The sequence below is a fragment of the Staphylococcus argenteus genome, assembly GCF_000236925.1.
Classification (GTDB): Bacteria; Bacillota; Bacilli; order Staphylococcales; family Staphylococcaceae; genus Staphylococcus; species Staphylococcus argenteus.
On record NC_016941.1, the window covers coordinates 761815 to 786533 of the forward strand.

The 24719-nt window shown below is 31.3% G+C and carries 23 protein-coding genes; 12 read left to right on the forward strand and 11 right to left on the reverse strand.

The annotated features are described in order from the left end of the window. Positions 1–523 precede the first annotated feature (523 nt). From SAMSHR1132_RS03545 to SAMSHR1132_RS03555, 3 genes are all read right to left on the reverse strand, one after another. On the reverse strand, positions 524–2029 hold the full coding sequence (locus SAMSHR1132_RS03545) for a peptide MFS transporter (RefSeq protein WP_000193759.1): 1506 nt from the start codon (positions 2027–2029) through the stop codon (positions 524–526). Between the two features lie 337 nt (positions 2030–2366). Further along, positions 2367–2867 carry a preQ(1) synthase gene (queF, locus tag SAMSHR1132_RS03550; protein ID WP_000046961.1) on the reverse strand — a complete coding sequence of 167 codons (501 nt, stop codon included), beginning with the start codon at positions 2865–2867 and terminating at the stop codon, positions 2367–2369. A gap of 19 nt (positions 2868–2886) precedes the next feature. After that, positions 2887–3756: a DMT family transporter gene (locus tag SAMSHR1132_RS03555; RefSeq protein ID WP_001068500.1), complete on the reverse strand. Its 870-nt coding sequence runs from the start codon at positions 3754–3756 to the stop codon at positions 2887–2889. A gap of 806 nt (positions 3757–4562) precedes the next feature. On the opposite strand from SAMSHR1132_RS03555, the gene nrdI reads away from it, so the two are divergent. From nrdI to SAMSHR1132_RS03590, 7 genes are all read left to right on the forward strand, one after another. Next, on the forward strand, positions 4563–4961 hold the full coding sequence (gene nrdI, locus SAMSHR1132_RS03560) for a class Ib ribonucleoside-diphosphate reductase assembly flavoprotein NrdI (protein ID WP_000692520.1): 399 nt from the start codon (positions 4563–4565) through the stop codon (positions 4959–4961). Continuing rightward, positions 4924–7029 carry a class 1b ribonucleoside-diphosphate reductase subunit alpha gene (nrdE, locus tag SAMSHR1132_RS03565; protein WP_000855501.1) on the forward strand — a complete coding sequence of 702 codons (2106 nt, stop codon included), beginning with the start codon at positions 4924–4926 and terminating at the stop codon, positions 7027–7029. The genes nrdI and nrdE overlap by 38 nt, the downstream gene beginning before the upstream one ends. Before the next feature lie 116 nt (positions 7030–7145). Beyond that, complete coding sequence (gene nrdF / locus SAMSHR1132_RS03570) at positions 7146–8117, forward strand: class 1b ribonucleoside-diphosphate reductase subunit beta (protein ID WP_000562498.1); 972 nt, start codon at positions 7146–7148, stop codon at positions 8115–8117. A gap of 336 nt (positions 8118–8453) precedes the next feature. After that, on the forward strand, positions 8454–9425 hold the full coding sequence (locus tag SAMSHR1132_RS03575) for an ABC transporter permease (protein WP_000876315.1): 972 nt from the start codon (positions 8454–8456) through the stop codon (positions 9423–9425). Continuing rightward, positions 9412–10368 (forward strand): iron chelate uptake ABC transporter family permease subunit, encoded by a 957-nt coding sequence (locus tag SAMSHR1132_RS03580; protein WP_000551779.1) that lies wholly within the window; start codon positions 9412–9414, stop codon positions 10366–10368. The genes SAMSHR1132_RS03575 and SAMSHR1132_RS03580 overlap by 14 nt, the downstream gene beginning before the upstream one ends. Beyond that, entirely contained in the window at positions 10365–11126 is a 762-nt protein-coding gene (locus SAMSHR1132_RS03585) for an iron ABC transporter ATP-binding protein (protein ID WP_000616904.1), read from the forward strand. Before SAMSHR1132_RS03580 ends, SAMSHR1132_RS03585 begins: the two co-directional genes overlap by 4 nt. 112 nt (positions 11127–11238) lie before the next feature. Then, positions 11239–12267: a ferrated catecholamine ABC transporter substrate-binding lipoprotein SstD gene (locus tag SAMSHR1132_RS03590; RefSeq protein ID WP_000754463.1), complete on the forward strand. Its 1029-nt coding sequence runs from the start codon at positions 11239–11241 to the stop codon at positions 12265–12267. A gap of 135 nt (positions 12268–12402) precedes the next feature. Here the strand turns inward: SAMSHR1132_RS03590 and SAMSHR1132_RS03595 are convergent, their stop codons facing one another. The 3 genes from SAMSHR1132_RS03595 to SAMSHR1132_RS03605 all read right to left on the reverse strand — a co-directional run bounded on the left by SAMSHR1132_RS03595 (position 12403) and on the right by SAMSHR1132_RS03605 (position 14303). Next, positions 12403–12717, reverse strand: coding sequence for a CHY zinc finger protein (locus SAMSHR1132_RS03595; protein ID WP_001123295.1), 315 nt, complete (start codon positions 12715–12717; stop codon positions 12403–12405). A 17-nt stretch (positions 12718–12734) separates the two neighbouring features. Beyond that, entirely contained in the window at positions 12735–13658 is a 924-nt protein-coding gene (gene murB / locus SAMSHR1132_RS03600) for a UDP-N-acetylmuramate dehydrogenase (protein WP_000608431.1), read from the reverse strand. A gap of 126 nt (positions 13659–13784) precedes the next feature. Further along, a complete protein-coding gene (locus SAMSHR1132_RS03605) occupies positions 13785–14303 on the reverse strand; it encodes a GrpB family protein (RefSeq protein WP_000287193.1) in 519 nt (172 codons plus the stop codon). A 119-nt stretch (positions 14304–14422) separates the two neighbouring features. Between SAMSHR1132_RS03605 and SAMSHR1132_RS03610 the strand changes: the two genes are divergently transcribed. From SAMSHR1132_RS03610 to SAMSHR1132_RS03620, 3 genes are all read left to right on the forward strand, one after another. Further along, complete coding sequence (locus tag SAMSHR1132_RS03610; RefSeq protein ID WP_000724877.1) at positions 14423–15301, forward strand: EMYY motif lipoprotein; 879 nt, start codon at positions 14423–14425, stop codon at positions 15299–15301. Between the two features lie 153 nt (positions 15302–15454). After that, on the forward strand, positions 15455–15775 hold the full coding sequence (ytxJ, locus tag SAMSHR1132_RS03615) for a bacillithiol system redox-active protein YtxJ (RefSeq protein ID WP_000985617.1): 321 nt from the start codon (positions 15455–15457) through the stop codon (positions 15773–15775). A gap of 424 nt (positions 15776–16199) precedes the next feature. Further along, positions 16200–17324, forward strand: a complete 1125-nt coding sequence (locus tag SAMSHR1132_RS03620; RefSeq protein ID WP_000866755.1) for a glycerate kinase — start codon at positions 16200–16202, stop codon at positions 17322–17324. Between the two features lie 237 nt (positions 17325–17561). Here SAMSHR1132_RS03620 and pepT read toward each other — a convergent pair whose 3' ends face one another. From pepT to gdpS, 4 genes are all read right to left on the reverse strand, one after another. After that, positions 17562–18791 carry a peptidase T gene (gene pepT / locus SAMSHR1132_RS03625; protein WP_000744362.1) on the reverse strand — a complete coding sequence of 410 codons (1230 nt, stop codon included), beginning with the start codon at positions 18789–18791 and terminating at the stop codon, positions 17562–17564. 13 nt (positions 18792–18804) lie between these two features. Next, positions 18805–19299, reverse strand: a complete 495-nt coding sequence (locus SAMSHR1132_RS03630; RefSeq protein WP_000899889.1) for a threonine/serine exporter family protein — start codon at positions 19297–19299, stop codon at positions 18805–18807. A gap of 17 nt (positions 19300–19316) precedes the next feature. After that, entirely contained in the window at positions 19317–20078 is a 762-nt protein-coding gene (locus SAMSHR1132_RS03635) for a threonine/serine exporter family protein (protein WP_001113407.1), read from the reverse strand. A 196-nt stretch (positions 20079–20274) separates the two neighbouring features. After that, the gene (gene gdpS, locus SAMSHR1132_RS03640) at positions 20275–21345 is read right to left on the reverse strand and encodes a GGDEF domain-containing protein GdpS (RefSeq protein WP_000460981.1); all 1071 of its coding nucleotides are present in this window, start codon (positions 21343–21345) and stop codon (positions 20275–20277) included. A gap of 317 nt (positions 21346–21662) precedes the next feature. Between gdpS and SAMSHR1132_RS03645 the strand changes: the two genes are divergently transcribed. Beyond that, positions 21663–22718 carry a glycosyltransferase family 4 protein gene (locus tag SAMSHR1132_RS03645; RefSeq protein WP_000258144.1) on the forward strand — a complete coding sequence of 352 codons (1056 nt, stop codon included), beginning with the start codon at positions 21663–21665 and terminating at the stop codon, positions 22716–22718. A gap of 112 nt (positions 22719–22830) precedes the next feature. On the opposite strand, the gene SAMSHR1132_RS03650 is transcribed toward SAMSHR1132_RS03645, so the two are convergent. Next, positions 22831–23472: a YigZ family protein gene (locus SAMSHR1132_RS03650; RefSeq protein ID WP_000192941.1), complete on the reverse strand. Its 642-nt coding sequence runs from the start codon at positions 23470–23472 to the stop codon at positions 22831–22833. A 143-nt stretch (positions 23473–23615) separates the two neighbouring features. Between SAMSHR1132_RS03650 and fakB1 the strand changes: the two genes are divergently transcribed. Beyond that, positions 23616–24482, forward strand: a complete 867-nt coding sequence (fakB1, locus tag SAMSHR1132_RS03655) for a fatty acid kinase binding subunit FakB1 (RefSeq protein ID WP_000686339.1) — start codon at positions 23616–23618, stop codon at positions 24480–24482. Positions 24483–24719 lie beyond the last annotated feature (237 nt).

Sequence of the window (24719 nt, forward strand, 5' to 3'; positions counted from 1 at the left end):
TACCAAAGACTCTGTCACATATCAATGATATCGGCGCTTGGGGCCCCAACATAGAAGCTGACGGAATGTCAGCGTTCATTAATGTGCAAATTGGCGGGGAAGGTGACGGAGTATCAGCGTTCATTAATGTGCGAGTTGGAGGGGCCCCGCCGGCAAGGTTGACTAGAATTGAAAAAAGCTTGTTGCAAGCGCATTTTCATTCAGTCAACTACTGCCAATATAATATTATAGACTCTATGATTTATGTCCCAGATTGTATGCATAAGTTTTACTCATGTATCCCTATTTTTAAGTACACTTTAGCTGTAGCTAATATGTAAGAACCACTACATAATAAATCATTAGTGGTTCTTTACTGTCATACTCCAAAAAATCACTACAGAATAAAACATTGGTGGCTCTTTATCTTTACTGACATACGCCCAACTATAAGTTTTATTTTCAATGTGAAATACAAAAAACTGTAAGCCAATTGAATGACTTACAGTTTTTGATGTCTATAAAAATAATTTAAGGTCGCTGATTAGCGGATTCCTTTCATCGCTTTAATGATTAAAGGTGAGAATGCTAATACAATTGTTGTAACGACAATTGCTACGATACCTAAGAAGATAAAGTAATTTGTTTGACCAAGTGGTTCAATTAATTTAACCAATGTACCATTTATTGCTTGTGCAGAAGCATTAGTTAAGTACCAAATACTCATCATTTGTGCATTGAATGCCTTTGGTGCTAATTTTACGGCTGCGCTATTACCTGTTGGTGATAAGCACAGTTCACCGATTACACAGATAATGTAAGATAAAATTACCCAGTTAACTGAGAAATGTGCAGATCCTGATGTATAACCTACAATACCGATAAGTATGTAAGATGCACCTGCTAAAAATGTACCAATTGCAAATTTCACTGGTAAGCTAGGTTGCTTAGTACCAAGCTTTTGCCATAAAAGCGAAATAATTGGTGCCAATAATAAAATAAATAATGGATTAATTGATTGGAAAATCGCTTCACCAAAGTTTGTTTTCCAGCCAAATAAATTTAATTTCATGTCTGATTGTTCAATACCGTAAATGTTTAATACATTAGATCCTTGTTCTTGGATAGCCCAGAAAACCATTCCAAGTATAAACAATGGAATAAATGCTTTAACACGTGAACGTTCAGTATCTGTCACATCTTTACTTTTAATAATTAATGTGAAGTAGACGATAGGTAATGTTATTCCTAGTACTAAAACCGTATTACTCACTAAGTTAAATGAAAGTGAGTTAGTTACTGCGCCAATTACGATAATTAACACGATAGCTAATACGACACTTCCGATGATAATGCCATATTTTTTCTTTTCGGCTGGTGTTAATGGATTAGTTGGCTTCATACCTACAGTACCTAAATTTTTACGGTTGAAAAGTACGTACCATACTAAACCTAGTGCCATACCTACAGCTGCAATTAAGAATCCGCCGTGGAAATTTTTAACATTTACAAAGTGTTGCAAAATGATAGGTGATAACAATGCACCCATATTAACTGACATATAGAAAATTACAAAACCAGCATCCATACGTCTATCATTTTCAGGATATAAACGTCCAACAATATTTGAAATGTTAGGCTTCATTAAACCTGAACCAATAATGATGAAGAACATTGATGTGAATAAGCCAATTAAAGCGAATGGTAGGCTTAAACAAATATGTCCGATAATAATAAAGACTGCACCTAATAAAGTAGCGCCTCTTGTGCCTGTAATTCTGTCAGCAATCCATCCACCCGGTATTGATGTCATATAGATTAATGAACCATATACTGACATGATTGACATAGCTGTTGTTTTGTCAATTCCAAGGCCATTATCTGTTACAGCGAAGTACATGTAGAAAATGAGTAGGGCACGCATGCCATAATAACTAAACCTTTCCCAGAATTCTACAAAGAATAGTACGCCTAGCCCTCTAGGATGCCCGAAAAATCCTGTTTGAGGTATGTCTTGAATTTGACTTCCATGGGAGTTTTGTTGTGTCATTTATACATCCCATCCTTTCTTCCCCTAATACAATAGTTAGTTTTAAAATGGTTGTGCGTCATCAACTAAGTACTTTCAATAAATCACAAAAAAATAGAAATATTGAGAATATTCTGTTATTAAGCGCGCACAATTAATTAGAGATAATATAAAAATATACTTATTGACGTTAAAGTGCAATAGGTTTCTATAAAATTGTTATTTATTTTGTGTATAATTACCGTTTTTGATTACTTAGAATTTTAAAATTTAATTTTAAATTACAAAACACGTACGAAAAAAACACACCAAAAAGTCGATGTCTAAACAACTTTTGGTGTGTTTTTGTATTAATTCATTAACGATTATCTATTTTTTCAGGGTATAAATCATGGTTCATTAAACGATGCTCTGCCATTTTTTCATATTTAGAATTTGGACGGCCATAGTTTGTATATGGATCAATTGAAATGCCACCACGAGGTGTGAACTTACCCCAAACTTCAATATAATGAGGATCCATTAGTTCAATCAAATCATTCATGATGATGTTCATGCAATCTTCGTGGAAATCTCCGTGGTTTCTAAAGCTAAATAAATATAACTTCAACGATTTTGATTCAACCATTTTAATGTTCGGAATATATGAAATATAGATTGTTGCAAAATCTGGTTGGCCTGTAATAGGGCATAAAGACGTAAATTCAGGACAATTGAATTTAACGAAATAATCGCGTCCTTGGTGTTTATTGTCAAATGACTCTAATACATCAGGACGATAGTCAAAATTGTAAGTATTGTCTTGGTTTCCTAATAAAGTAATATCTTGTAATTCATCTTGTTGACGGCCTTGTGCCATAAAAAACGCTCCTTTGATTTTATTTATTTAATGATACTTTTGCGTCTCGGCGTGCTTTCTCAAACATGTAATAACTTGCACCGATAATAACGACATAACCTAATGTTGCATAGAAATCTGGAGACTCTCCAAATAAAATAAAACCGAGTATTGCTGTAAATATTATAGATGCATACGTAAAAATAGATATGTCTTTCGCAGCAGCAAAACTATATGCCAATGTGACGCCAATTTGACCAACTGCTGCAGCTAGTCCAGCACCTAACAAGTACAGTATTTGCATTTGAGTCATTGGAACATATGTATATGCAGTGAAAGGTATTAAAACGATGACAGAGAATAATGAGAAGTAAAATACAATTGTATATGGTGCTTCTCTTGTACTAAGTGCTCTGACACAAGTGTATGCTGATGCTGCAAAAATACCTGAAAATAATCCGGCTAGTGAAGGAATTATTGATGAAGAAAACTCAGGTTTAACAATTAAAAGCATACCTAGAATTGCAATTATCATAGCTGTGATTTGATATTTCCTCACTTTTTCATGCAAGAAAATAATGCTTAATAAAATCGTCCAAAAAGGATTAAGTTTCATTAAAGAGTCTGCATCACTTAGTACCATATGGTCGATTGCATAAATATTTAACAATACACCAATAAGTCCAAGAGTAGAACGGGTTAGTAATAATGGTTGACTAGAAAGTCTACCAAACATGGGTTGATGATATTTATATATAAAAAATAGTGGAATAAACATTGCTACTAAGTTTCGTGCTAATGATTTTTGAAAAACAGGAAGATCACCTGCAAGTCTGAAAAACACTGACATAAAACTGAAACCAATAGCCGAAATTAATATGGCAATGATACCTTTTACTTTAGGATTCAATTTTATCGCCTCTTTTATATAAAATTAACGTATTTATATTAGCACAAATCAACATATTGTGCATAAATAGTTGAAATTTAAAAGAAAAGAACTATAATTGTTTATACGAACAAATGTTCTTATGTTCATTTGACGGAATTATAGGGCATTACTTAGTCATGAATGTTTGTGTTATTACGTTTAAATAAAATCAATTAAGCATCTATGTAATTGATTATTTCTTGATTTTTGTTGATACGATTGAGTTTGTTACAGATTTTAAAAAAGCAAGCGATATCTACTGAAAAAATTTTTTAATTTTACCGAAGTTTTTCTATTTAAGTAATGGTGCCTAATTGGAACGTTTTACGAACATTCAACCGGAAAATGACACTTTAAATCATTGGTGGTCTTATGTATAATGAAACACATAATATAGTGTTGGTAATCCGATAAAGACACAATATCTTGTGTTTTGTATGCAAATGCTTTATTTATGAAGAAATTACTTTTAAAAGTAATTTAACACTGGAATTTAATAGTTATTATCAATTTATAGTCATATTTTCAGAAAATGCACTAAGCAAATGGAAGATGTCAAATGATGTAAACACTACATATAGTGATTTTGATACATACAACCCATACAAGCTACTATTTTCTCAAATATAAATCTATGCAATTGGTTTGGTTTACATTTGAGAAAATAAGTAGCTTCATTATAGTTAAAGCAATGCTGAGATAAACATGAATTTTAATGTTGTTAAAGCATTTTTTAATTGTAATGACTACTTAATTTAAAAGGGTTGAAGAAAGAAGGTGATCCAATGAAAATAATATATTTTTCATTTACTGGAAATGTCCGTCGATTTATCAAGAGAACAGAACTAGAAAATACACTTGAGATTACAGCAGACAATTGTATGGAACCAGTTAATGAACCGTTTATTATCGTTACAGGCACTATTGGATTTGGAGAAGTACCAAAACCAGTTCAATCTTTTTTAGAAGTTAATCATCAATACATCAGAGGTGTGGCAGCAAGCGGTAATCGAAATTGGGGACTAAATTTCGCTAAAGCGGGTCGCACGATATCAGAGGAGTATAATGTCCCTTTATTAATGAAGTTTGAGTTACATGGAAAAAACAAAGACGTTATTGAATTTAAGAACAAGGTGGGTAATTTTAATGAAAACCATGGAAGAGAAAAAGTACAATCATATTGAATTAAATAATGAGGTCACTAAACGAAGAGAAGATGGATTCTTTAGTTTAGAAAAAGACCAAGAAGCATTAGCTGCTTATTTAGAAGAAGTAAAGGACAAAACAATCTTTTTCGATTCAGAAATAGAACGTTTACGTTACTTAGTAGTTAATGATTTCTATTTCAATGTGTTTGACATATATAGCGAAGCTGATCTTATTGAAATTACTGACTATGCAAAATCTATTCCATTTAAATTTGCAAGTTATATGTCAGCAAGTAAATTTTTCAAAGATTATGCTTTGAAAACTAATGATAAAAGTCAATATTTAGAAGACTACAATCAACACGTTGCTATTGTTGCTTTATACTTAGCAAACGGTAATAAAGAACAAGCGAAACAATTTATTTCTGCTATGGTTGAACAAAGATATCAACCAGCAACACCAACATTTTTAAACGCAGGTCGTGCGCGTCGTGGTGAGCTAGTTTCATGTTTCTTATTAGAAGTAGATGATAGCTTAAATTCAATCAACTTTATTGATTCAACTGCAAAGCAATTAAGTAAAATTGGTGGCGGCGTAGCGATTAACTTATCTAAACTACGTGCACGTGGCGAAGCGATTAAAGGTATTAAAGGCGTAGCGAAAGGTGTTTTACCAATCGCTAAATCACTAGAAGGTGGTTTCAGTTATGCAGACCAACTAGGTCAAAGACCTGGTGCTGGTGCCGTGTACTTAAATATCTTCCATTACGATGTAGAAGAGTTTTTAGATACTAAAAAAGTAAATGCCGATGAAGACCTACGTTTATCTACAATTTCAACTGGTTTAATCGTCCCATCTAAATTCTTTGATTTAGCTAAAGAGGGTAAAGACTTCTATATGTTTGCGCCTCATACAGTTAAAGAAGAATACGGTGTGACATTAGATGATATTGATTTAGATAAATTTTATGATGACATGGTTGCAAATCCAAATGTTGACAAAAAGAAAAAGAATGCACGTGAAATGTTGAATTTAATTGCACAAACGCAATTACAATCAGGCTATCCGTATTTAATGTTTAAAGATAATGCGAATAAAGTGCATCCGAACTCAAATATTGGTCAAATTAAAATGAGTAATTTATGTACTGAAATTTTCCAATTACAAGAAACATCAATTATTAATGATTATGGTGTTGAAGATGAGATCAAACGTGATATTTCATGTAACTTAGGCTCATTAAATATTGTGAATGTAATGGAAAGTGGTAAGTTTAGAGATTCAGTACATTCTGGTATGGATGCATTAACAGTTGTAAGTGACGTTGCAAATATTCAAAATGCGCCAGGCGTTAGAAAAGCAAACAGTGAATTACACTCAGTTGGTCTAGGTGTTATGAACTTGCACGGTTACTTAGCTAAAAATAAAATTGGTTATGAGTCAGAGGAAGCAAAAGACTTTGCAAATATCTTCTTTATGATGATGAACTTCTACTCAATTGAACGTTCAATGGAAATTGCTAAAGAACGTGGTATTAAATATCAAGATTTCGAAAAATCTGATTATGCAAATGGTAAATATTTTGAGTTCTATACGTCTCAAGAATTTGAACCACAATTTGAAAAAGTACGTGAATTGTTCGATGGAATGACAATTCCTACTTCAGAAGATTGGAAGAAATTACAACAAGATGTTGAACAATACGGTTTATACCATGCTTATAGATTGGCGATTGCGCCAACTCAAAGTATTTCTTATGTTCAAAATGCTACAAGTTCTGTAATGCCTATTGTTGATCAAATTGAACGTCGTACTTATGGTAATGCTGAAACATTCTATCCAATGCCATTCTTATCACCACAAACAATGTGGTATTACAAATCAGCATTTAATACAGATCAAATGAAATTAATTGATTTAATTGCAACGATTCAAACACATATTGATCAAGGTATTTCAACAATTCTATATGTTAACTCTGAAATTTCTACTCGTGAGTTAGCGAGATTATATGTATATGCGCATTATAAAGGATTAAAATCACTTTACTATACTAGAAATAAATTATTAAGCGTAGAAGAATGTACTAGTTGTTCTATCTAACAAATTAACGTTTATAGACAATATCAGCTAATCATCTGTAAAAGGTGACAGATGATTAGACTGTTATGTCTATATTTATCAATAATTGATTAACATTACAGGAGGAAATTATATTCATGATAGCTGTTAATTGGAACACACAAGAAGATATGACGAATATGTTTTGGAGACAAAACATTTCTCAAATGTGGGTTGAAACAGAATTTAAAGTATCAAAAGACATTGCAAGTTGGAAAACATTATCTGAAGCTGAACAAGACACATTTAAAAAAGCTTTGGCAGGATTAACAGGTTTAGATACACATCAAGCAGATGATGGAATGCCACTAGTTATGCTTCATACTACGGATTTAAGAAAAAAGGCTGTTTATTCATTTATGGCGATGATGGAACAAATTCATGCGAAAAGTTATTCGCATATTTTCACAACATTATTACCATCTAGCGAAACAAATTATTTATTAGATGAGTGGGTATTAGAAGAACCTCATTTAAAATATAAATCAGATAAAATTGTTGCAAATTATCACAAACTTTGGGGTAAAGAGGCTTCAATTTACGATCAATATATGGCTAGAGTAACAAGTGTATTTTTAGAGACATTCTTATTCTTCTCAGGTTTCTATTATCCGTTATACCTAGCTGGTCAAGGGAAAATGACTACATCAGGTGAAATCATTCGTAAAATTTTATTAGATGAATCTATTCATGGTGTATTTACTGGGCTAGATGCTCAACATTTACGTAATGAATTATCTGAAAGTGAAAAGCAAAAAGCAGATCAAGAAATGTATAAACTTTTAAATGACCTATACTTAAATGAAGAGTCTTATACAAAGATGTTATACGATGATCTTGGAATTACTGAAGACGTGTTAAACTACGTTAAATATAATGGAAATAAAGCACTTTCTAACTTAGGTTTTGAACCTTATTTTGAAGAACGTGAATTCAATCCAATCATTGAAAACGCATTAGATACAACAACTAAAAACCATGACTTCTTCTCCGTAAAAGGTGATGGCTATGTCTTAGCATTAAATGTTGAAGCACTACAAGATGATGACTTTGTGTTCGACAACAAATAAATAATATAAAAAGACCTTTACATGAACAGGGATAGTGATATATCTCACTACTTTCATGTGGAAGGTCTTTTTTTCTATTTTAAATTGAAGAAGACGGGGATTATATTTGGATAATTCATTTAGGCGATATTATAGAACAGTGAGTTTCTTATTTCGCATTATGGGTTTAAATACATCGTTAAGAAAATTAATTTTCAATTTAATTGCAAAAATCAATAATATTGACAATAAATTATTTGAAAGGCTATTGAAATGAGTATCAAAAAACGATACTATTAATGAGAAATATTATCAATGATAATGATTATCATTAATTAAAAGGGAGAAAAATTTGTAATGAAGTATTTATTAAAGGGAAATATTTTGCTTCTATTACTTATATTGTTGACGATTATTTCGCTGTTTATTGGTGTGAGTGAATTATCAATCAAAGATATCTTTCATTTAACTAAAGATCAGCAAAATATTTTATTTTCAAGTCGAATTCCTAGAACGATGAGTATTTTAATTGCCGGTAGTTCATTGGCACTAGCGGGCTTGATTATGCAACAAATGATGCAAAATAAGTTTGTAAGTCCTACTACAGCAGGAACAATGGAGTGGGCTAAATTAGGTATTTTAATAGCCTTATTATTCTTTCCAACAGGTCATATATTATTGAAATTAGTATTTGCTGTTGTATGTAGCATATGCGGTACATTTTTATTTGTTAAAATAATTGATTTTATCAAAGTGAAAGATGTCATCTTTGTCCCACTATTAGGGATTATGATAGGTGGTATTGTTGCTAGTTTTACAACTTTCATCTCATTGCGTACAAATGCTGTACAAAGCATTGGTAACTGGCTTAACGGGAACTTTGCCATTATTACAAGCGGACGTTATGAAATTTTATATTTAAGTATTCCTCTTTTAGCACTGACATATCTTTTTGCTAATCACTTCACTATTGTAGGAATGGGTAAAGATTTCACTAATAATTTAGGTTTGAGTTATGAGAAGTTAATTAATATTGCGCTATTCATAACTGCAACAATTACAGCTTTAGTTGTTGTCACAGTTGGAACTTTGCCATTTTTAGGTTTAGTTATTCCGAATATTATTTCAATTTATAAAGGCGATCATTTGAAAAATGCCATACCACACACGATGATGTTAGGTGCTATATTTGTATTGTTTTCAGATATCGTAGGTAGAGTTGTCGTTTATCCATATGAAATAAATATTGGTTTAACTATCGGTGTTTTTGGAACAATTATTTTCCTTATCTTATTGATGAAAGGTAGGAAAAATTATGCACAACAATAATAAAAAGCTTGCTATTTTAATCATCGTGACATGTCTTATTGCTGTACTCTATTTATTTGTAGGCATTGATTTTGAAATTTTTGAATATCAATTTTCAAGTCGTTTGCGAAAATTTATTTTAATTATTCTTGTCGGCGGAGCAATTGCAACTTCAGTTGTCATCTTTCAAGCTATTACCAATAATCGTTTGTTAACACCTTCGATTATGGGACTTGATGCAGTTTATTTGTTTATAAAAGTAATACCGGTATTTCTACTTGGCATACAATCAGTTTGGGTGACAAATGTATATTTGAATTTTATTTTAACGTTAATTACGATGGTACTTTTTGCTTTAATACTATTTCAAGTCATTTTTAAAATTGGACATTTTTCAATTTACTTCATTTTGTTAATTGGGGTATTACTAGGTACGTTTTTTAGAAGTATTACCGGATTTATTCAATTAATTATGGACCCTGAATCATTTTTAGCAATACAAAGTAGTATGTTTGCGAATTTTAATGCTTCTAATTCAAATCTAGTCACTTTTTCAGCAGTCATTTTAGTAGTACTATTAATCGTTACGATTTTCTTACTACCTTATTTGGATGTATTACTTTTAGGTCGCGCAGAAGCTATAAATTTAGGTATTTCGTATGAACAATTGACGCGAATTTTATTAGTGATTGTATCAATTTTAGTTTCAGTTTCAACTGCATTAGTAGGTCCCATTACGTTTTTAGGCCTTTTAACTGTGAATTTGGCTCATGAATTAATGAAGACATATGAACATAAATATATATTAATTGCGACAATTTGTTTAAGTTGGATTAGTTTATTTAGCGCACAATGGGTTGTTGAAAATGTTTTTGAAGCTACGACAGAGATGAGCTTACTTATTGATTTGATAGGTGGAAGTTATTTCATTTATCTATTAGTTAAAAGGAGAAATGCGCAGTGATACAAGTTAATAATTTAACTAAGACGATACATAATCAAACGATATTAAAAGATATCAGTATAGCTATTGAAAAAGGGAAGGTGACGTCATTAATCGGACCAAATGGCGCTGGTAAAAGTACATTACTTTCAGCGATATGTCGTTTAATTCGCTTTGATGATGGTGAAGTGAAAATTGATGGACAAGCTATGTCGGATTACAAAAATAATGATTTGTCTAAAAGGATATCAATTTTAAAACAAACAAACCATACTGAAATGAATATTACAGTTGAGCAATTAGTTAATTTTGGACGATTTCCATATTCAAAAGGGCGATTAACAAAAGAAGATCATGCCATTGTTAATGATGCATTAGATTTATTACAGTTACAGGACATTAGACATCGAAATATTAAATCATTGTCAGGTGGGCAACGCCAACGTGCCTATATCGCAATGACGATAGCACAAGATACGGAATACATTTTACTAGATGAGCCTTTAAATAATTTAGATATGAAACATGCTGTTCAAATTATGCAAACCTTGCAAATGTTAGCACATAAAATGAATAAAGCAATCGTCATAGTCTTACATGATATTAATTTTGCGTCCTGTTACTCAGATCACATTGTTGCACTGAAAAATGGACAATTAGTTAAATCAGATTTGAAAGATAAGGTCATTCAAAGTAGTGTTTTAAGCGATTTATATGATATGGACATACAGATAGAACTTATTAGAAATCAACGAATTTGTCTATATTTTAAAGATTAACTTTTGGAAATGCTTTAAAGGGGTGATGCGCCAATTAAAGAAGTAAGTATTAGACATTGTTCATTGTCACATTTAGCACACAGATTAAGTCAATAGAGGAGACATTTAAATTATGAAGAAAACAGTCTTATATTTAGTAGTAGTATTAATGTTTTTATTAGCAGCATGTGGTAATAATTCTGGAAAAGAACAATCAAAATCAGATACTAAAGGTTCAAAAGAAACAGTGAAAATCGAAAATAATTACAAAATGCGTGGCGAGAAAAAAGACGGTAGCGATGCTAAAAAAGTCAAAGAAACTGTTGAAGTACCAAAGAACCCTAAAAATGCAGTTGTACTAGATTATGGTGCACTTGATGTCATGAAAGAAATGGGATTAGCTGATAAAGTTAAAGCATTACCAAAAGGTGAAGGTGGTAAGTCATTACCGAATTTCTTAGAGTCATTTAAGGATGATAAATATACTAACGTTGGTAATTTGAAAGAAGTTAATTTTGATAAAATTGCTGCAACAAAACCAGAAGTCATCTTTATCTCTGGACGTACAGCAAATCAAAAGAATTTAGATGAATTTAAAAAGGCGGCACCTAAAGCGAAAATAGTTTATGTTGGTGCTGATGAGAAAAATTTAATTGGTTCAATGAAACAAACTACTGAAAATATCGGTAAAATTTACGATAAAGAAGATAAAGCTAAAGCATTAAATAAAGATTTAGATAATAAAATTGCTTCTATGAAAGATAAAACGAAACATTTCAATAAAACTGTAATGTATTTATTAGTTAACGAAGGTGAATTATCAACGTTTGGACCTAAAGGACGTTTTGGTGGATTAGTATACGATACATTAGGATTCAATGCCGTTGATAAAAAAGTAAGTAATAGCAATCATGGACAAAATGTTTCTAATGAATATGTAAACAAAGAAAATCCGGATGTAATTTTAGCGATGGATAGAGGACAAGCTGTAAGTGGCAAATCGACAGCAAAACAAGCCTTAAATAACCCAGTATTGAAAAACGTTAAAGCAATTAAAGAAGATAAAGTTTATAACTTAGATCCTAAATTATGGTATTTTGCAGCTGGATCAACTACAACTACAATTAAACAAATTGATGAGCTTGAAAAAGTTGTAAAATAATTACTAAGTGGAGAGCAACGATTATTTATTATAATCAATGTTCTCCACGCTTTTTTGCTAAAATTCAAAATAAAAGGACTTACTACTTATCATCATGATAAATATATAAGTCCGTAAATGTAATGATTTAGTTAATTAAATTTCAAAATAAATATGATAGTGATATTTACAGCGATTGTTAAACTTTGAATGACAATTTGGACAATGCTCTACCATCATGTACTCGTTAATTGTCAATTCATGTTGACATACCCCGCACAAAATTGCTTTTTCATTAAATGTGCGTTCTGGCCAACGTTTAATAGTATGCTTTTCAAATTCATTATGACACTTATAGCATGGATAATATTTATTGCAGCACTTAAACTTAATCGCAATAATATCTTGTTCGGTAAAATAATGGCGACAACGTGTTTCTGTATCAATCAAAGAACCATAAACTATAGGCATAAATAAATCTCCTTAACTCATGATTCCTTTGGATGTTCGCCAATTATACGAACTTCACGATTTAATTCAATATCAAATTTTTCTTTAACAGTCTTTTGTACGTAATGGATAAGATTTTCGTAATCTGTTGCAGTCCCGTTATCAACATTCACCATGAAGCCTGCGTGTTTAGTTGACACTTCAACACCACCAATTCGATGGCCTTGCAAATTAGAATCTTGTATTAATTTACCAGCAAAATGTCCCGGTGGTCTTTGGAATACACTGCCACAAGAAGGATATTCTAAAGGTTGTTTTGATTCACGACGTTCTGTTAAGTCATCCATTTTTGCTTGTATTTCAGTCATATTTCCTGGAGCTAGTGTGAATGCAGCTTCTAATACAACTAAATGTTCTTTTTGAATGATACTGTTGCGATAATCTAATTCTAATTCTTTTGTTGTAAGTTTGATAAGTGCGCCTTGTTCATTGACACATAGTGCATAGTCAATACAGTCTTTCACTTCGCCACCATAGGCACCAGCATTCATATAGACAGCACCACCAATAGAACCAGGGATGCCACATGCAAACTCTAGGCCTGTTAATGCGTGATCTCTAGCAACACGAGATACGTCAATGATAGCAGCGCCACTTCCGGCTATAATAGCATCATCAGACACTTCAATGTGGTCTAATGATAATAAGCTTATTACAATGCCACGAATACCTCCTTCGCGAATAATAATGTTAGAGCCATTTCCCAAATAAGTAACAGGTATGCCATGTTGATAGGCATATTTCACAACGGCTTGTACTTCTTCATTTTTAGTAGGGGTAATATAAAAATCTGCATTACCACCAGTTTTTGTATAAGTGTATCGTTTTAAAGGTTCATCAACTTTAATCTTTTCGTTAGGAATAAGTTGTTGTAACGCTTGATAGATGTCTTTATTTATCACTTTTAAGTACATCCTTTCTCATGTCTTTAATATCATATAGTATTATACCAATTTTAAAATTCATTTGCGAAAATTGAAAATTAAGTATTAAAATTAGTATAATTGTAAAACACGATATAACTACTGTTATAAATATTTTTTACATAGTTTTTCGAAGTATTGTTGCTTTTGAATCTCATATTGTCTTATTGATGGAGAGTGTTGTAATATTTGTCGTTTCTTAGAATTAAACAGCAACGCTATTTCATTATTAGTAGATAACAGATAATCAAGTGCAATATATGATTCGAATGTTTGAGTATTCATTTGGATTATATGTAAGCGTACTTCTTGTTTCAAATCATGGTAATTGTTAAACTTTGCCATCATAACTTTTTTATTGTATTTATGATGAAGGCGATAAAAACCAACATAATTTAAACGTTTTTCATCGAGTGCAGTTATATCATGTAAATTTTCAACACCTACTAAAATATCTAAAATCGGCTCAGTTGAATATTTAAAATGAGACGTACCACCGATATGTTTTGTATATTTTACAGGGCTATCTAATAAATTGAATAATAATGATTTTATGTTTGTATATTGCGTATGAAAGTCATGATATGAATCATTATTAATGAATGGTTGAACATTTGAATACATGATAAACTCCTTTGGTAATAAAACTTAATTTAATCGCGATAAAGTCTGAAATACTATAACATAATTCATTTTCATAATAAACATGTTTTTGTATAATGTATCTGTTAAGGAGTGCAGCCATGAAAAAAATTGTCATATTCGCTATGTTAGCGATTTTAATTATAGTAATTTGTGCATGTGGTAATAAAGAAAAAGAGGCACAACATCAATTTACTAAACAATTTAAAGATGTTGAGCAAAAACAAAAAGAACTGCAACATGTCATGGATAATATTCACCTTAAAGAGATTGATCATCTAAGTAAAACTGATACGACGGATAAGAATAGTAAAGAATTTAAAGCTTTACAGGAAGATGTGAAAAATCATTTAATGCCAAAGTTTCAAGCATATTATAAATCTGCTGAAAGTTTACCAGATGACACTGCAAAGGTGAAAAAATTAAAAAAAGAATATATGTCGATTGCTAATGAGAAGAAGAAGTCGATAAAGCAATTAAAGACATTCATAGATTTATGTAATCAATCGATTAAGTATAATGAAGATATTTTAGATTATACGAAGCAATTTGAAAAAAATAGATATAAAGTTGAATCGGAAATAAAATTAGCAGATAATAAAAATGAGGCAAGAAATTTAACAACAAAGCTAGAACAAAATAATCAAGCGCTACGAGATACTGCTAAGAAAAACTTAGATGATAGTAAAGAAAATGAAGTGAAGCGTGCTATTAAAAATCATATTATGCCAATGATTGAGAAACAAATCACTGATATTAATCAGACAAATATAAGTGATAAACATGTTAATAATGCTCGTAAAAATGCTATAGAAATGTACTATAGTTTACAGAACTATTATAATACACGTATAGAGACGATTGAAGTCAGTGAAAAGTTATCAAAGATTGATGTAGATAAGATGCCGAAAAAGGGTATAGATATAACTAGTGGCGACAAAGTCTTTGTAAAAAAGCTTGAAAAATTAGAAGATAAATAACTATCATTATTATTCAAAGTTAAAAAATTTGAATTTATGGTTAACAGGACAACATACAATGTGTATAATGGTAAACATTGATATTAACTAAATGTATAGAAATGTCACGCAGATGCTATTTAAATGTGATAATTATTTTTAGAGGTGAATAGAGTGGCTATAAAGCTAAGTTCAATTGACCAATTTGAACAGGTTATTGAAGAAAACAAATATGTTTTTGTATTAAAACATAGTGAAACTTGTCCAATATCGGCAAATGCGTATGATCAATTTAATAAATTTTTATATGAACGCGATATGGACGGATATTATCTCATAGTCCAACAAGAACGCGATTTGTCAGATTATATTGCTAAAAAAACGAACGTTAAACACGAATCACCTCAAGCATTTTATTTTGTGAATGGTGAAATGGTTTGGAATAGAGACCATGGTGATATTAATGTTTCGTCATTAGCACAAGCAGAAGAATAATAAAGCTATAAGGTTGGAACATAATTGCCTAACTTGCCACATATGAATTGTGATTTTAAGTTCATATGCACGGTAATAAGGTTATAATCATGTTCTAACCTTTTATTTTTTTAATTATGTAAAAGCAGTAACGTTAGTACTTTTTAATAAACATATGTATAATGTATTCGAGTATTTTTATTAAAAAGTATACGAATTAATGCTTGGAAAGCAAAACTATTTAAAGATTTATTTATGGAAAATTTGCGAAAAAATAAATGATAATGAAGCTAAACTATATGTATGATTTGTGTTAAATATTAGTATAGATAGAGATGAAAGTGATTTTAAATTTCAAATCGTAAAATTAAATGTAAATAATAAGGTTAGATATACCTTAATTGAAACGTTAAACAATAAATAATAAAGTAAGGTGGTCAAGGTTATGAAAGTATTAGTAGCCATGGATGAATTTAATGGTATTATTTCAAGTTATCAAGCAAATAGATATGTTGAAGAAGCTGTTGCTAGTCAAATTGAAACAGCAGATGTTGTACAAGTACCTTTATTTAATGGACGACATGAATTGCTGGATTCAGTATTTTTATGGCAATCAGGTCAAAAGTATCGTATACCTGTTCATGATGCAGATATGAATGAAACTGAAGGGGTTTATGGACAAACAGATACTGGTATGACAGTCATTGAGGGGAATTTGTTTTTAAAAGGGCATAAGCCAATTACAGAGCGTTCGAGTTACGGCTTAGGTGAAATGATGAAACATGCATTAGATAATGAGGCTAATCATATTGTCATTTCTCTTGGTGGCATTGATAGCTTTGATGCAGGAGCAGGTATGTTACAAGCACTTGGTGCGGTATTTTATGATGATGAAGGCCGCATCGTTGATATGAGAAAAGGTGCAGGATTAATTAAATATATTAGACGAATGGATATGTCAAAATTGCATCCTAAATTGGCAACGACAAGAATTCAAGTAATGTCAGATTTCTCAAGTCGATTATATGGAAAGCAAAGCGAAATCATGCAAACTTATGAAGCGCATCAATTAAATCATAATCAAGCTGCTGAAATTGACAACTTTATTTGGTACTTTAGTGAATTGTTTAAGAGTGAATTGAAATTAGCTATTGGTCCTGTTGAACGCGGTGGTGCAGGTGGGGGGATTGCAGCTGTATTGAATGGTCTATACCAAGCTGAAATCCTAACGAGTCACGCACTAGTTGATCAACTAACACATTTAGAAAACTTAGTAGAGCAAGCTGATTTAATTATTTTTGGCGAAGGTTTAAATGAAAATGATCAATTGTTAGAGACTACAACTTTACGTATCGCAGAACTTTGCCATAAACATCAAAAAATTTCAATTGCAATTTGTGCTACTGATGAAAAGTTTGATTTATTTGAATCACAAGGCGTAACAGCAATGTTTAATACATTTATTGATATGCCTGAAAGTTATACAGACTTTAAAATGGGCTTACAAATACGACATTATACTGTTCAATCATTAAAGTTGTTGAAAACGCAATTTAATGTGGAAAGTTAGTACATTATAGAAAAGTCACAAATTATGCAATGTTAGTTTTCTGGAAAATTGAGTTATAAAAAATATTTTTAAGAGATAACCATGCCTGATAATGAGGGTATACGTGACTAAAATTTAATTATTAAATTGAATAGGAATTATAGATAAAATGAAAAATCACGCTAACGTAGCACAAAATGTTAGCGTGATTTTTATTGTGAATTAAGATGGAAACGGTGTTCATCTTATACTAATGTATTAATTATTTTTTTCAGCGATATCTTGTACAATTCCAACAATAACATGTACTGCTTTTTCCATAACGTCAATTGATGCATATTCATAAGGACCATGGAAATTGCCGCAGCCAGTGAAAATATTAGGCGTTGGTAATCCCATAAATGATAATTGAGAACCATCAGTACCCCCACGAATAGGTTCAGTATTTGCAGGGATATTTAATTTATCAAAAACTCGTTTTGGAATATCAATGATATGTTGTAAAGGCAATATTTTTTCAGCCATATTAAAATATTGATCAGCAATATCAACTTTTACAGGATAATTTTCAAAATGTGCATTGATATCGTCGCGAATTTCTAACATACGTTTCTTACGTAATTCAAATTGTTTTTTATCATGGTCACGAATAATATATTGCAATGTTGCTTTTTCGACAGTACCTTCGAAATGCATTAAATGATAAAAGCCTTCGTAGCCTTCTGTACGTTCAGGAACTTCGCTATCAGGTAATAAACTATCAAATTGTTCACCTAAACGTATCGCGTTTACCATTGCATTTTTAGCAGAACCTGGATGAACATTTACACCATGACATGTAATCACTGCTTCAGCAGCGTTAAAGCTTTCGTATTGTAATTCGCCATATTGACTACCATCCATCGTATAGGCAAAGTCAGCATTGAATCGTTCGACATCAAATTTATGTGGCCCGCGACCAATTTCTTCATCGGGTGTAAATCCAATGCGAATCGTACCATGCTTAATTTCAGGGTGTGATTTTAAATAACTAATGGCTTCCATAATTTCTACAATACCAGCTTTGTCGTCAGCACCTAATAAAGATGTGCCATCAGTAACCATCAATGTATGACCGACTAGACTATTAAGTTCTGGAAATACTTTAGGATCTAATACACGTTTCGTATCACCTAATTTATATGGTTTACCATCATAGTTTTCAATAATTTGTGGTTTGACATTAGAAGCATTGAAATCAGGTGAAGTATCTACATGTGCTAGAAAACCAACTGTTGGTACATCAGCATCGATATTGCTTTCTAGTGTAGCGAATAAATATCCATTATCATCTAAATCGGTCGGCAATCCTAATTGTTGTAATTCTTTTTCTAATACATGTAGCAAATCCCATTGTTTCTTAGTAGAAGGCGTAGTTGTGGATTGTGGATCAGATTGTGTATCAATTGTTGCATATCTTGTTAATCTATCTATTAATTGTTTCTTCATCCTATTCGACCCCTTAAACTCTATTATTCATGTTGTAAGATTTTTTATATGTCTTACCTTTAATTTTACCATACAGTTGTTTGATGCGTGTGTATAGGTAATACAGTATTTCGGATACTAAAATACCAAAAGCAATGGCACCTGATATTAGAGTAACTTCTAAAAATGTATTTACAGCACTTGTATAATCATTTGAAACTAAAAATCGAGTTGCCTGATAAGCAGCGCCACCTGGTACTAATGGGATGATTCCTGGCACTATGAAAATGATTACAGGGCGCTTATATCGACGGCTCATCGTGTGACTCATTAAACCTAAAATTAAACTTCCTAAAAACGACGCGCCAACTTTTCCAAATTCTAAATCAACTGTTAATTGATATATTGTCCATGCAATGGCACCTACAAAACCACATGCAACTAAAAGTTTTTTTGGTGCATTAAATATAATGGAGAAAAGTACTGTTGAAATAAAGCTTATCGTAAAATGAAATAAATAAAATAACATGCTTTAACAGTCCTTTCTTAAATAATTAGTAATACAATTGCGACACCAGCGCCTATTGCGAATGCCGTTAATGCCGCTTCAACACCACGTGACATGCCGGCAAGTAATTCACCGGCTAGTAAATCGCGAATCGCATTGGTAATTAATATACCTGGTACTAAAGGCATAACACTGGCAATGGTTATAATATCTTGGTTTGTTGCAATGCCTAATTTCGTAAATGTGGCGGCAATCGATATGACAACTGCTGCTGCAACAAATTCTGAGAAAAATTTAATTTGAATGTAACGTTGTACAAAACTAAATGTTAGAAATGCTGCACCACCTGCTATTACTGCTATCCAACAATCTGAGGCAACGCCACCAAACATGAAAAGAAAAAAGCCACATGCGATGGCTGCTGCAAAGAAATTTGTTAAAAATGAGTATTGTAATGATGCGTGCTGTAAATGAATGAACTCTGACTTTGCTTCATCAATTGTTAATTCTTGGTTTGATATTTTACGTGAAAGACTATTTGTTAAAGCGATTTTTTCTAAATCCGTAGTACGTTCTTGTACACGAATTAATCGCGTGCTTGTTCGATCATTTAATGAAAAAATGATTGCAGTTGAACTGACAAAACTATATGTATTATGAAGACCATAACTATGTGCGATACGATTCATCGTATCTTCAACACGATATGTTTCTGCGCCAGACTCTAGCAAAATTCTTCCTGCAATCAATACAACATCAATCACTTTATTTTCATCTATAATTGTGATTGAATCAGGCATATCAATTCACCTCCAATGATTTTGTTTATTTATTTGAACAATTGAAGTTTACAACTTGTTGTTGCAACTTTCAATAGTGAGACGCTGGGTCCGTATGAAGTAATTGCAAAGATAAAATTAAAATAATAAAAAACTGTTAATCTTTGCTATTGTATCATGATTTAATAATAGCAAATGATTAACAGTTTTGTCGTTGTTATAAATTGATAATAGGGTTAAACATGACTTTGTTTCGCCCTTGGTTTTTAGCTACATGTACCATATCGTCTGCATCTTTAAATACTTTTCGCTGTGATTTAGGGTCTTCGTCTGTTAGATAACCGACACCTATTGATACAGATAATTTTATAACTTCTTTGTTTGGTAAATGGAATGAAGATTTTTCTACTCCTGAACGAATGTTTTCAGCTAATTTAACACTTTGATCTAGTGAATAATTGTGTATAACTACAGAGAACTCTTCGCCACCATTTCTAAAAATTTTAAATTGATTTGGTACATAGTTTTTAAGTAATTGTGACATTTGTTTTAATACTGCATCACCAGATTTATGTGAATACGTATCATTGACATCTTTAAAGCCATCGATATCAATTAATAATAACGCGATGCTTTGATGTTCTTTTTCAGCTTTTTGTGAAATTTCATTTAAATGTCTATCGAATTCTTTTACATTGCCTAATCCTGTTAAATAATCATACTTGTCTTCATTTTCATAACGATTAACAAGTGAGAAGAAGTGCCATATATCTACAAAAGTTATTGCAGATGCTAACGTGATAATTAATGATATTGGTATTAAAATGATAACTTCAGATAAACTATAAATCGGGCTCACTAAAGCAACACCAAATAAAATAATAATTGTGACAACATTTAGAATTAATAATGATAGTACATCGTTTTGTTTTAAAAATGGTCCTATAGCACTTGTTACGGCAGCAATAACGATTAATGTGACACCGTACATAATTGAGTTGTTGAATACAACGACTTCAACAATTGATACAATTAAAGTAGCAGATAATGTATAGACCATATTGGTAAATCTACCTAAAAACAATAAAGGAACGAAAGTTAAATGAATTAAATAATCCTCACGATAAGGAATTGGGTAAACAGATAATAATAATGAAACGATTGTCATCAATACTGTGACATAGGCTTTAGAAAAAACCATACGCTTGTTTTCTGAATACTGTAATCGATGGAACAAATAGATTCCAGCGACGATAACAGATATATTGTATATAAATGCTTCGAACATGTCTTAATCGACTCCTTTAATTGACCACTAGCTATTGTAAGTGAAAACTTACATTTTGTCATTAATTTATATATAAAATTAGCGTTTAATATAGACTTTAATGTTAAAATGTTGCCTTAAATGATATGATAAAAAAATGAGTAATAAACGATTTAAACGAAATGAATCGTATAGTTGTATATATGATATCATTTATTGAGCGAATTAATTTATAATAAAGGCATAAGATATACATAGAAAGTATATATATCATTCTATAAAGATTATATTAAATAAATACAACGTTAAAAACAATTAATATCGATGAAGGTGAATAAATGGTTACATTATTACTTGTTGCAGTCACGATGATTGTCAGTTTGATTATAACGCCAATCGTTATTGCAATATCGAAAAGATTAAATTTAGTTGATAAACCAAATTTTAGAAAAGTACACACCAAACCTGTATCTGTAATGGGGGGAACTGTGATTCTCTTTTCATTTTTAATAGGTATTTGGATTGGACATCCTATTGAAACAGAAATCAAGCCACTTATTATTGGTGCGATTATTATGTACATACTTGGACTTGTAGATGATATTTATGATTTGAAACCTTATATTAAGCTTGCTGGCCAAATTGCTGCAGCTTTAGTTGTTGCTTTTTATGGTGTGACCATTGACTTTATTTCATTGCCAATGGGTACGACGATTCACTTTGGATTTTTAAGTATACCAATTACAGTTATTTGGATTGTTGCAATCACAAATGCAATAAACTTAATTGATGGATTGGATGGATTGGCATCTGGGGTTTCAGCAATTGGACTTATTACAATTGGATTTATTGCGATTTTACAAGCAAACATATTCATTACTATGATTTGCTGCGTACTATTAGGTTCATTGATTGGGTTTTTATTTTACAATTTTCATCCGGCAAAAATATTCCTTGGAGATAGCGGGGCATTAATGATTGGATTTATAATTGGATTCTTATCTTTATTAGGATTCAAAAATATTACAATTATTGCTTTATTCTTCCCAATCGTTATTTTAGCAGTGCCATTTATCGATACATTATTTGCCATGATTCGACGTGTTAAAAAAGGGCAGCATATTATGCAAGCTGATAAGTCTCATCTACATCATAAATTATTGGCTTTAGGTTATACACATAGGCAAACAGTATTATTAATCTATTCGATTTCTATTTTATTTAGCCTTTCCAGTATTATTCTATATGTGTCGCCACCATTAGGTGTTGTATTGATGTTTGTGTTAATTATTTTTAGTATTGAGTTGATTGTTGAATTTACAGGACTCATTGATAATAACTATAGACCAATTTTGAATTTAATTAGTCGTAAGTCATCTCATAAAGAAGAGTGAGATGGGGTTTAAATAGATACTTTATTGAAATTAAAAAAGATAATAAATAAAGCACTAGCATGATCGTGTTACTTCAATTGCAATTGAAATACACCATCATTTGCTAGTGCTTTTATGTTGTTGGAATATCGAAAGGTAACTGTTTTGTATTCTCTTCAGTTAATTCAAAATTACCAGCAGTTATTTGATTTAAAAAATTGATGAAATCGTTATAGTCAGTTTTGACGACATCGATATAATAGCTAACTTTATCAGTGTAAATTTGATTACGTAACATAAAATGTGTAGAGGCTAATTCGTATTCGAATTTTCCGGTTTGATCATAATTAAGTGTGACAATACAAGGTATGGCCTCACGTAGTTCTACACGTCCAGCATCATAAATGACATCTCTTACTGCACCACTATATGCACGAATTAAGCCACCACCACCTAATTTGATACCTCCAAAATATCTTGTAACAACAACACATGTATTATGAACTTCAAGTTTTTTCAAAATGTCTAACATCGGTACGCCAGCAGTACCTGTAGGCTCACCATCATCATTGGCTTTTTGAATATTCATCTCAGGTCCTATTGTATATGCTGAACAGTTATGTGTGGCATCTTTATGCTCTTTTTTTATTGTGGCAATAAATGCTTTAGCGTCATCCTCACTTTGAACTGGTTTAATATGAGCAATAAATCTCGACTTACTAATTACATTTTCAATGATGTGTTCTTTTTTAATAGTAATGATATTTTGTGTCATAATAACTCCTTAATTCATCAGCTTAAGATTATTTAAACTTCATTATACACTGAAAATGACACAACAATAAATCGTTTGATTGCCATTTTCTTTTTAACAGAAATATTGTATCATGACTATGAGTATATTTGAGGAGGACGACTATGAAAATTGCTGTGATGACCGATTCTACAAGTTATCTGTCGCAAGACTTAATTGATAAATATAACATTCAAATCGCGCCATTAAGTGTGACATTTGATGATGGTAAGAATTTTACAGAAAGTAATGAAATAGCAATTGATGAATTTTACAATAAAATGGCATCGTCACAAACGATACCAACAACAAGCCAACCTGCAATTGGCGAATGGATCACAAAATATGAAATGCTAAGAGATCAAGGTTACACAGATATCATTGTCATTTGTTTATCAAGTGGAATCAGCGGTAGTTACCAATCTAGTTATCAAGCAGGAGAAATGGTTGACGGTGTTAATGTGCATGCTTTCGACAGTAAATTAGCAGCGATGATTGAAGGCTGCTATGTTTTAAGAGCTATTGAAATGGTTGACGAAGGGTATGAACCACAGCAGATTATTGATGATTTAACTGAAATGCGTGAACATACAGGTGCATTTTTAATTGTTGATGATTTAAAAAACTTACAAAAAAGTGGTCGAATTACAGGAGCACAAGCATGGGTTGGAACATTATTGAAAATGAAACCAGTACTTAAATTTGAAGATGGTAAGATTATACCTGAAGAAAAAGTCCGTGCTAAAAAGCGTGCTATACAAACACTTGAAAAGAAAGTATTAGAAATTGTTAAGGACTACGAAGAAGTAACATTATTTGTTATTAATGGAGACCACTATGAAGATGGGCAAGCATTATACAAAAAGCTGTTAGAAGATTGTCCTTCAAATTATCAAGTTGCATATTCAGAATTTGGTCCAGTAATTGCAGCACATTTAGGATCTGGTGGATTAGGTTTAGGATACGTTGGTAGAAAAATAAGATTAACATAATTATAAAATTTTAATTGAAGTGTCTACATTATGATTAAAGTTTTAAGTTTAGTATTTTAAGTATTTTTATGATTTATCATGTAAATGCTGAAATTCTATAGTTAAAACGTAATAATCATTAAATGTAGACTTTTTTATTGAAAAGAGGTAAAACATATCAAACATTATGGAAAATTAATACAACCAAGAACGCAACTAACAACAGAGGTAATTAAAACAGAAACTACCGGTATAACA

Bases quoted from the DNA above. Each gene is read 5' to 3' on its own strand.
- SAMSHR1132_RS03545 (WP_000193759.1), bottom strand. From the start codon at position 2,029: ATGACACAACAAAACTCCCATGGAAGTCAAATTCAAGACATACCTCAA.
- queF (WP_000046961.1), bottom strand. From the start codon at position 2,867: ATGGCACAAGGCCGTCAACAAGATGAATTACAAGATATTACTTTATTA.
- nrdI (WP_000692520.1), top strand. From the start codon at position 4,563: ATGAAAATAATATATTTTTCATTTACTGGAAATGTCCGTCGATTTATC.
- nrdE (WP_000855501.1), top strand. From the start codon at position 4,924: ATGAAAACCATGGAAGAGAAAAAGTACAATCATATTGAATTAAATAAT.
- nrdF (WP_000562498.1), top strand. From the start codon at position 7,146: ATGATAGCTGTTAATTGGAACACACAAGAAGATATGACGAATATGTTT.
- SAMSHR1132_RS03575 (WP_000876315.1), top strand. From the start codon at position 8,454: ATGAAGTATTTATTAAAGGGAAATATTTTGCTTCTATTACTTATATTG.
- SAMSHR1132_RS03580 (WP_000551779.1), top strand. From the start codon at position 9,412: ATGCACAACAATAATAAAAAGCTTGCTATTTTAATCATCGTGACATGT.
- SAMSHR1132_RS03590 (WP_000754463.1), top strand. From the start codon at position 11,239: ATGAAGAAAACAGTCTTATATTTAGTAGTAGTATTAATGTTTTTATTA.
- SAMSHR1132_RS03595 (WP_001123295.1), bottom strand. From the start codon at position 12,717: ATGCCTATAGTTTATGGTTCTTTGATTGATACAGAAACACGTTGTCGC.
- SAMSHR1132_RS03605 (WP_000287193.1), bottom strand. From the start codon at position 14,303: ATGTATTCAAATGTTCAACCATTCATTAATAATGATTCATATCATGAC.
- SAMSHR1132_RS03610 (WP_000724877.1), top strand. From the start codon at position 14,423: ATGAAAAAAATTGTCATATTCGCTATGTTAGCGATTTTAATTATAGTA.
- SAMSHR1132_RS03620 (WP_000866755.1), top strand. From the start codon at position 16,200: ATGAAAGTATTAGTAGCCATGGATGAATTTAATGGTATTATTTCAAGT.
- pepT (WP_000744362.1), bottom strand. From the start codon at position 18,791: ATGAAGAAACAATTAATAGATAGATTAACAAGATATGCAACAATTGAT.
- SAMSHR1132_RS03630 (WP_000899889.1), bottom strand. From the start codon at position 19,299: ATGTTATTTTATTTATTTCATTTTACGATAAGCTTTATTTCAACAGTA.
- SAMSHR1132_RS03635 (WP_001113407.1), bottom strand. From the start codon at position 20,078: ATGCCTGATTCAATCACAATTATAGATGAAAATAAAGTGATTGATGTT.
- gdpS (WP_000460981.1), bottom strand. From the start codon at position 21,345: ATGTTCGAAGCATTTATATACAATATATCTGTTATCGTCGCTGGAATC.
- SAMSHR1132_RS03645 (WP_000258144.1), top strand. From the start codon at position 21,663: ATGGTTACATTATTACTTGTTGCAGTCACGATGATTGTCAGTTTGATT.
- SAMSHR1132_RS03650 (WP_000192941.1), bottom strand. From the start codon at position 23,472: ATGACACAAAATATCATTACTATTAAAAAAGAACACATCATTGAAAAT.
- fakB1 (WP_000686339.1), top strand. From the start codon at position 23,616: ATGAAAATTGCTGTGATGACCGATTCTACAAGTTATCTGTCGCAAGAC.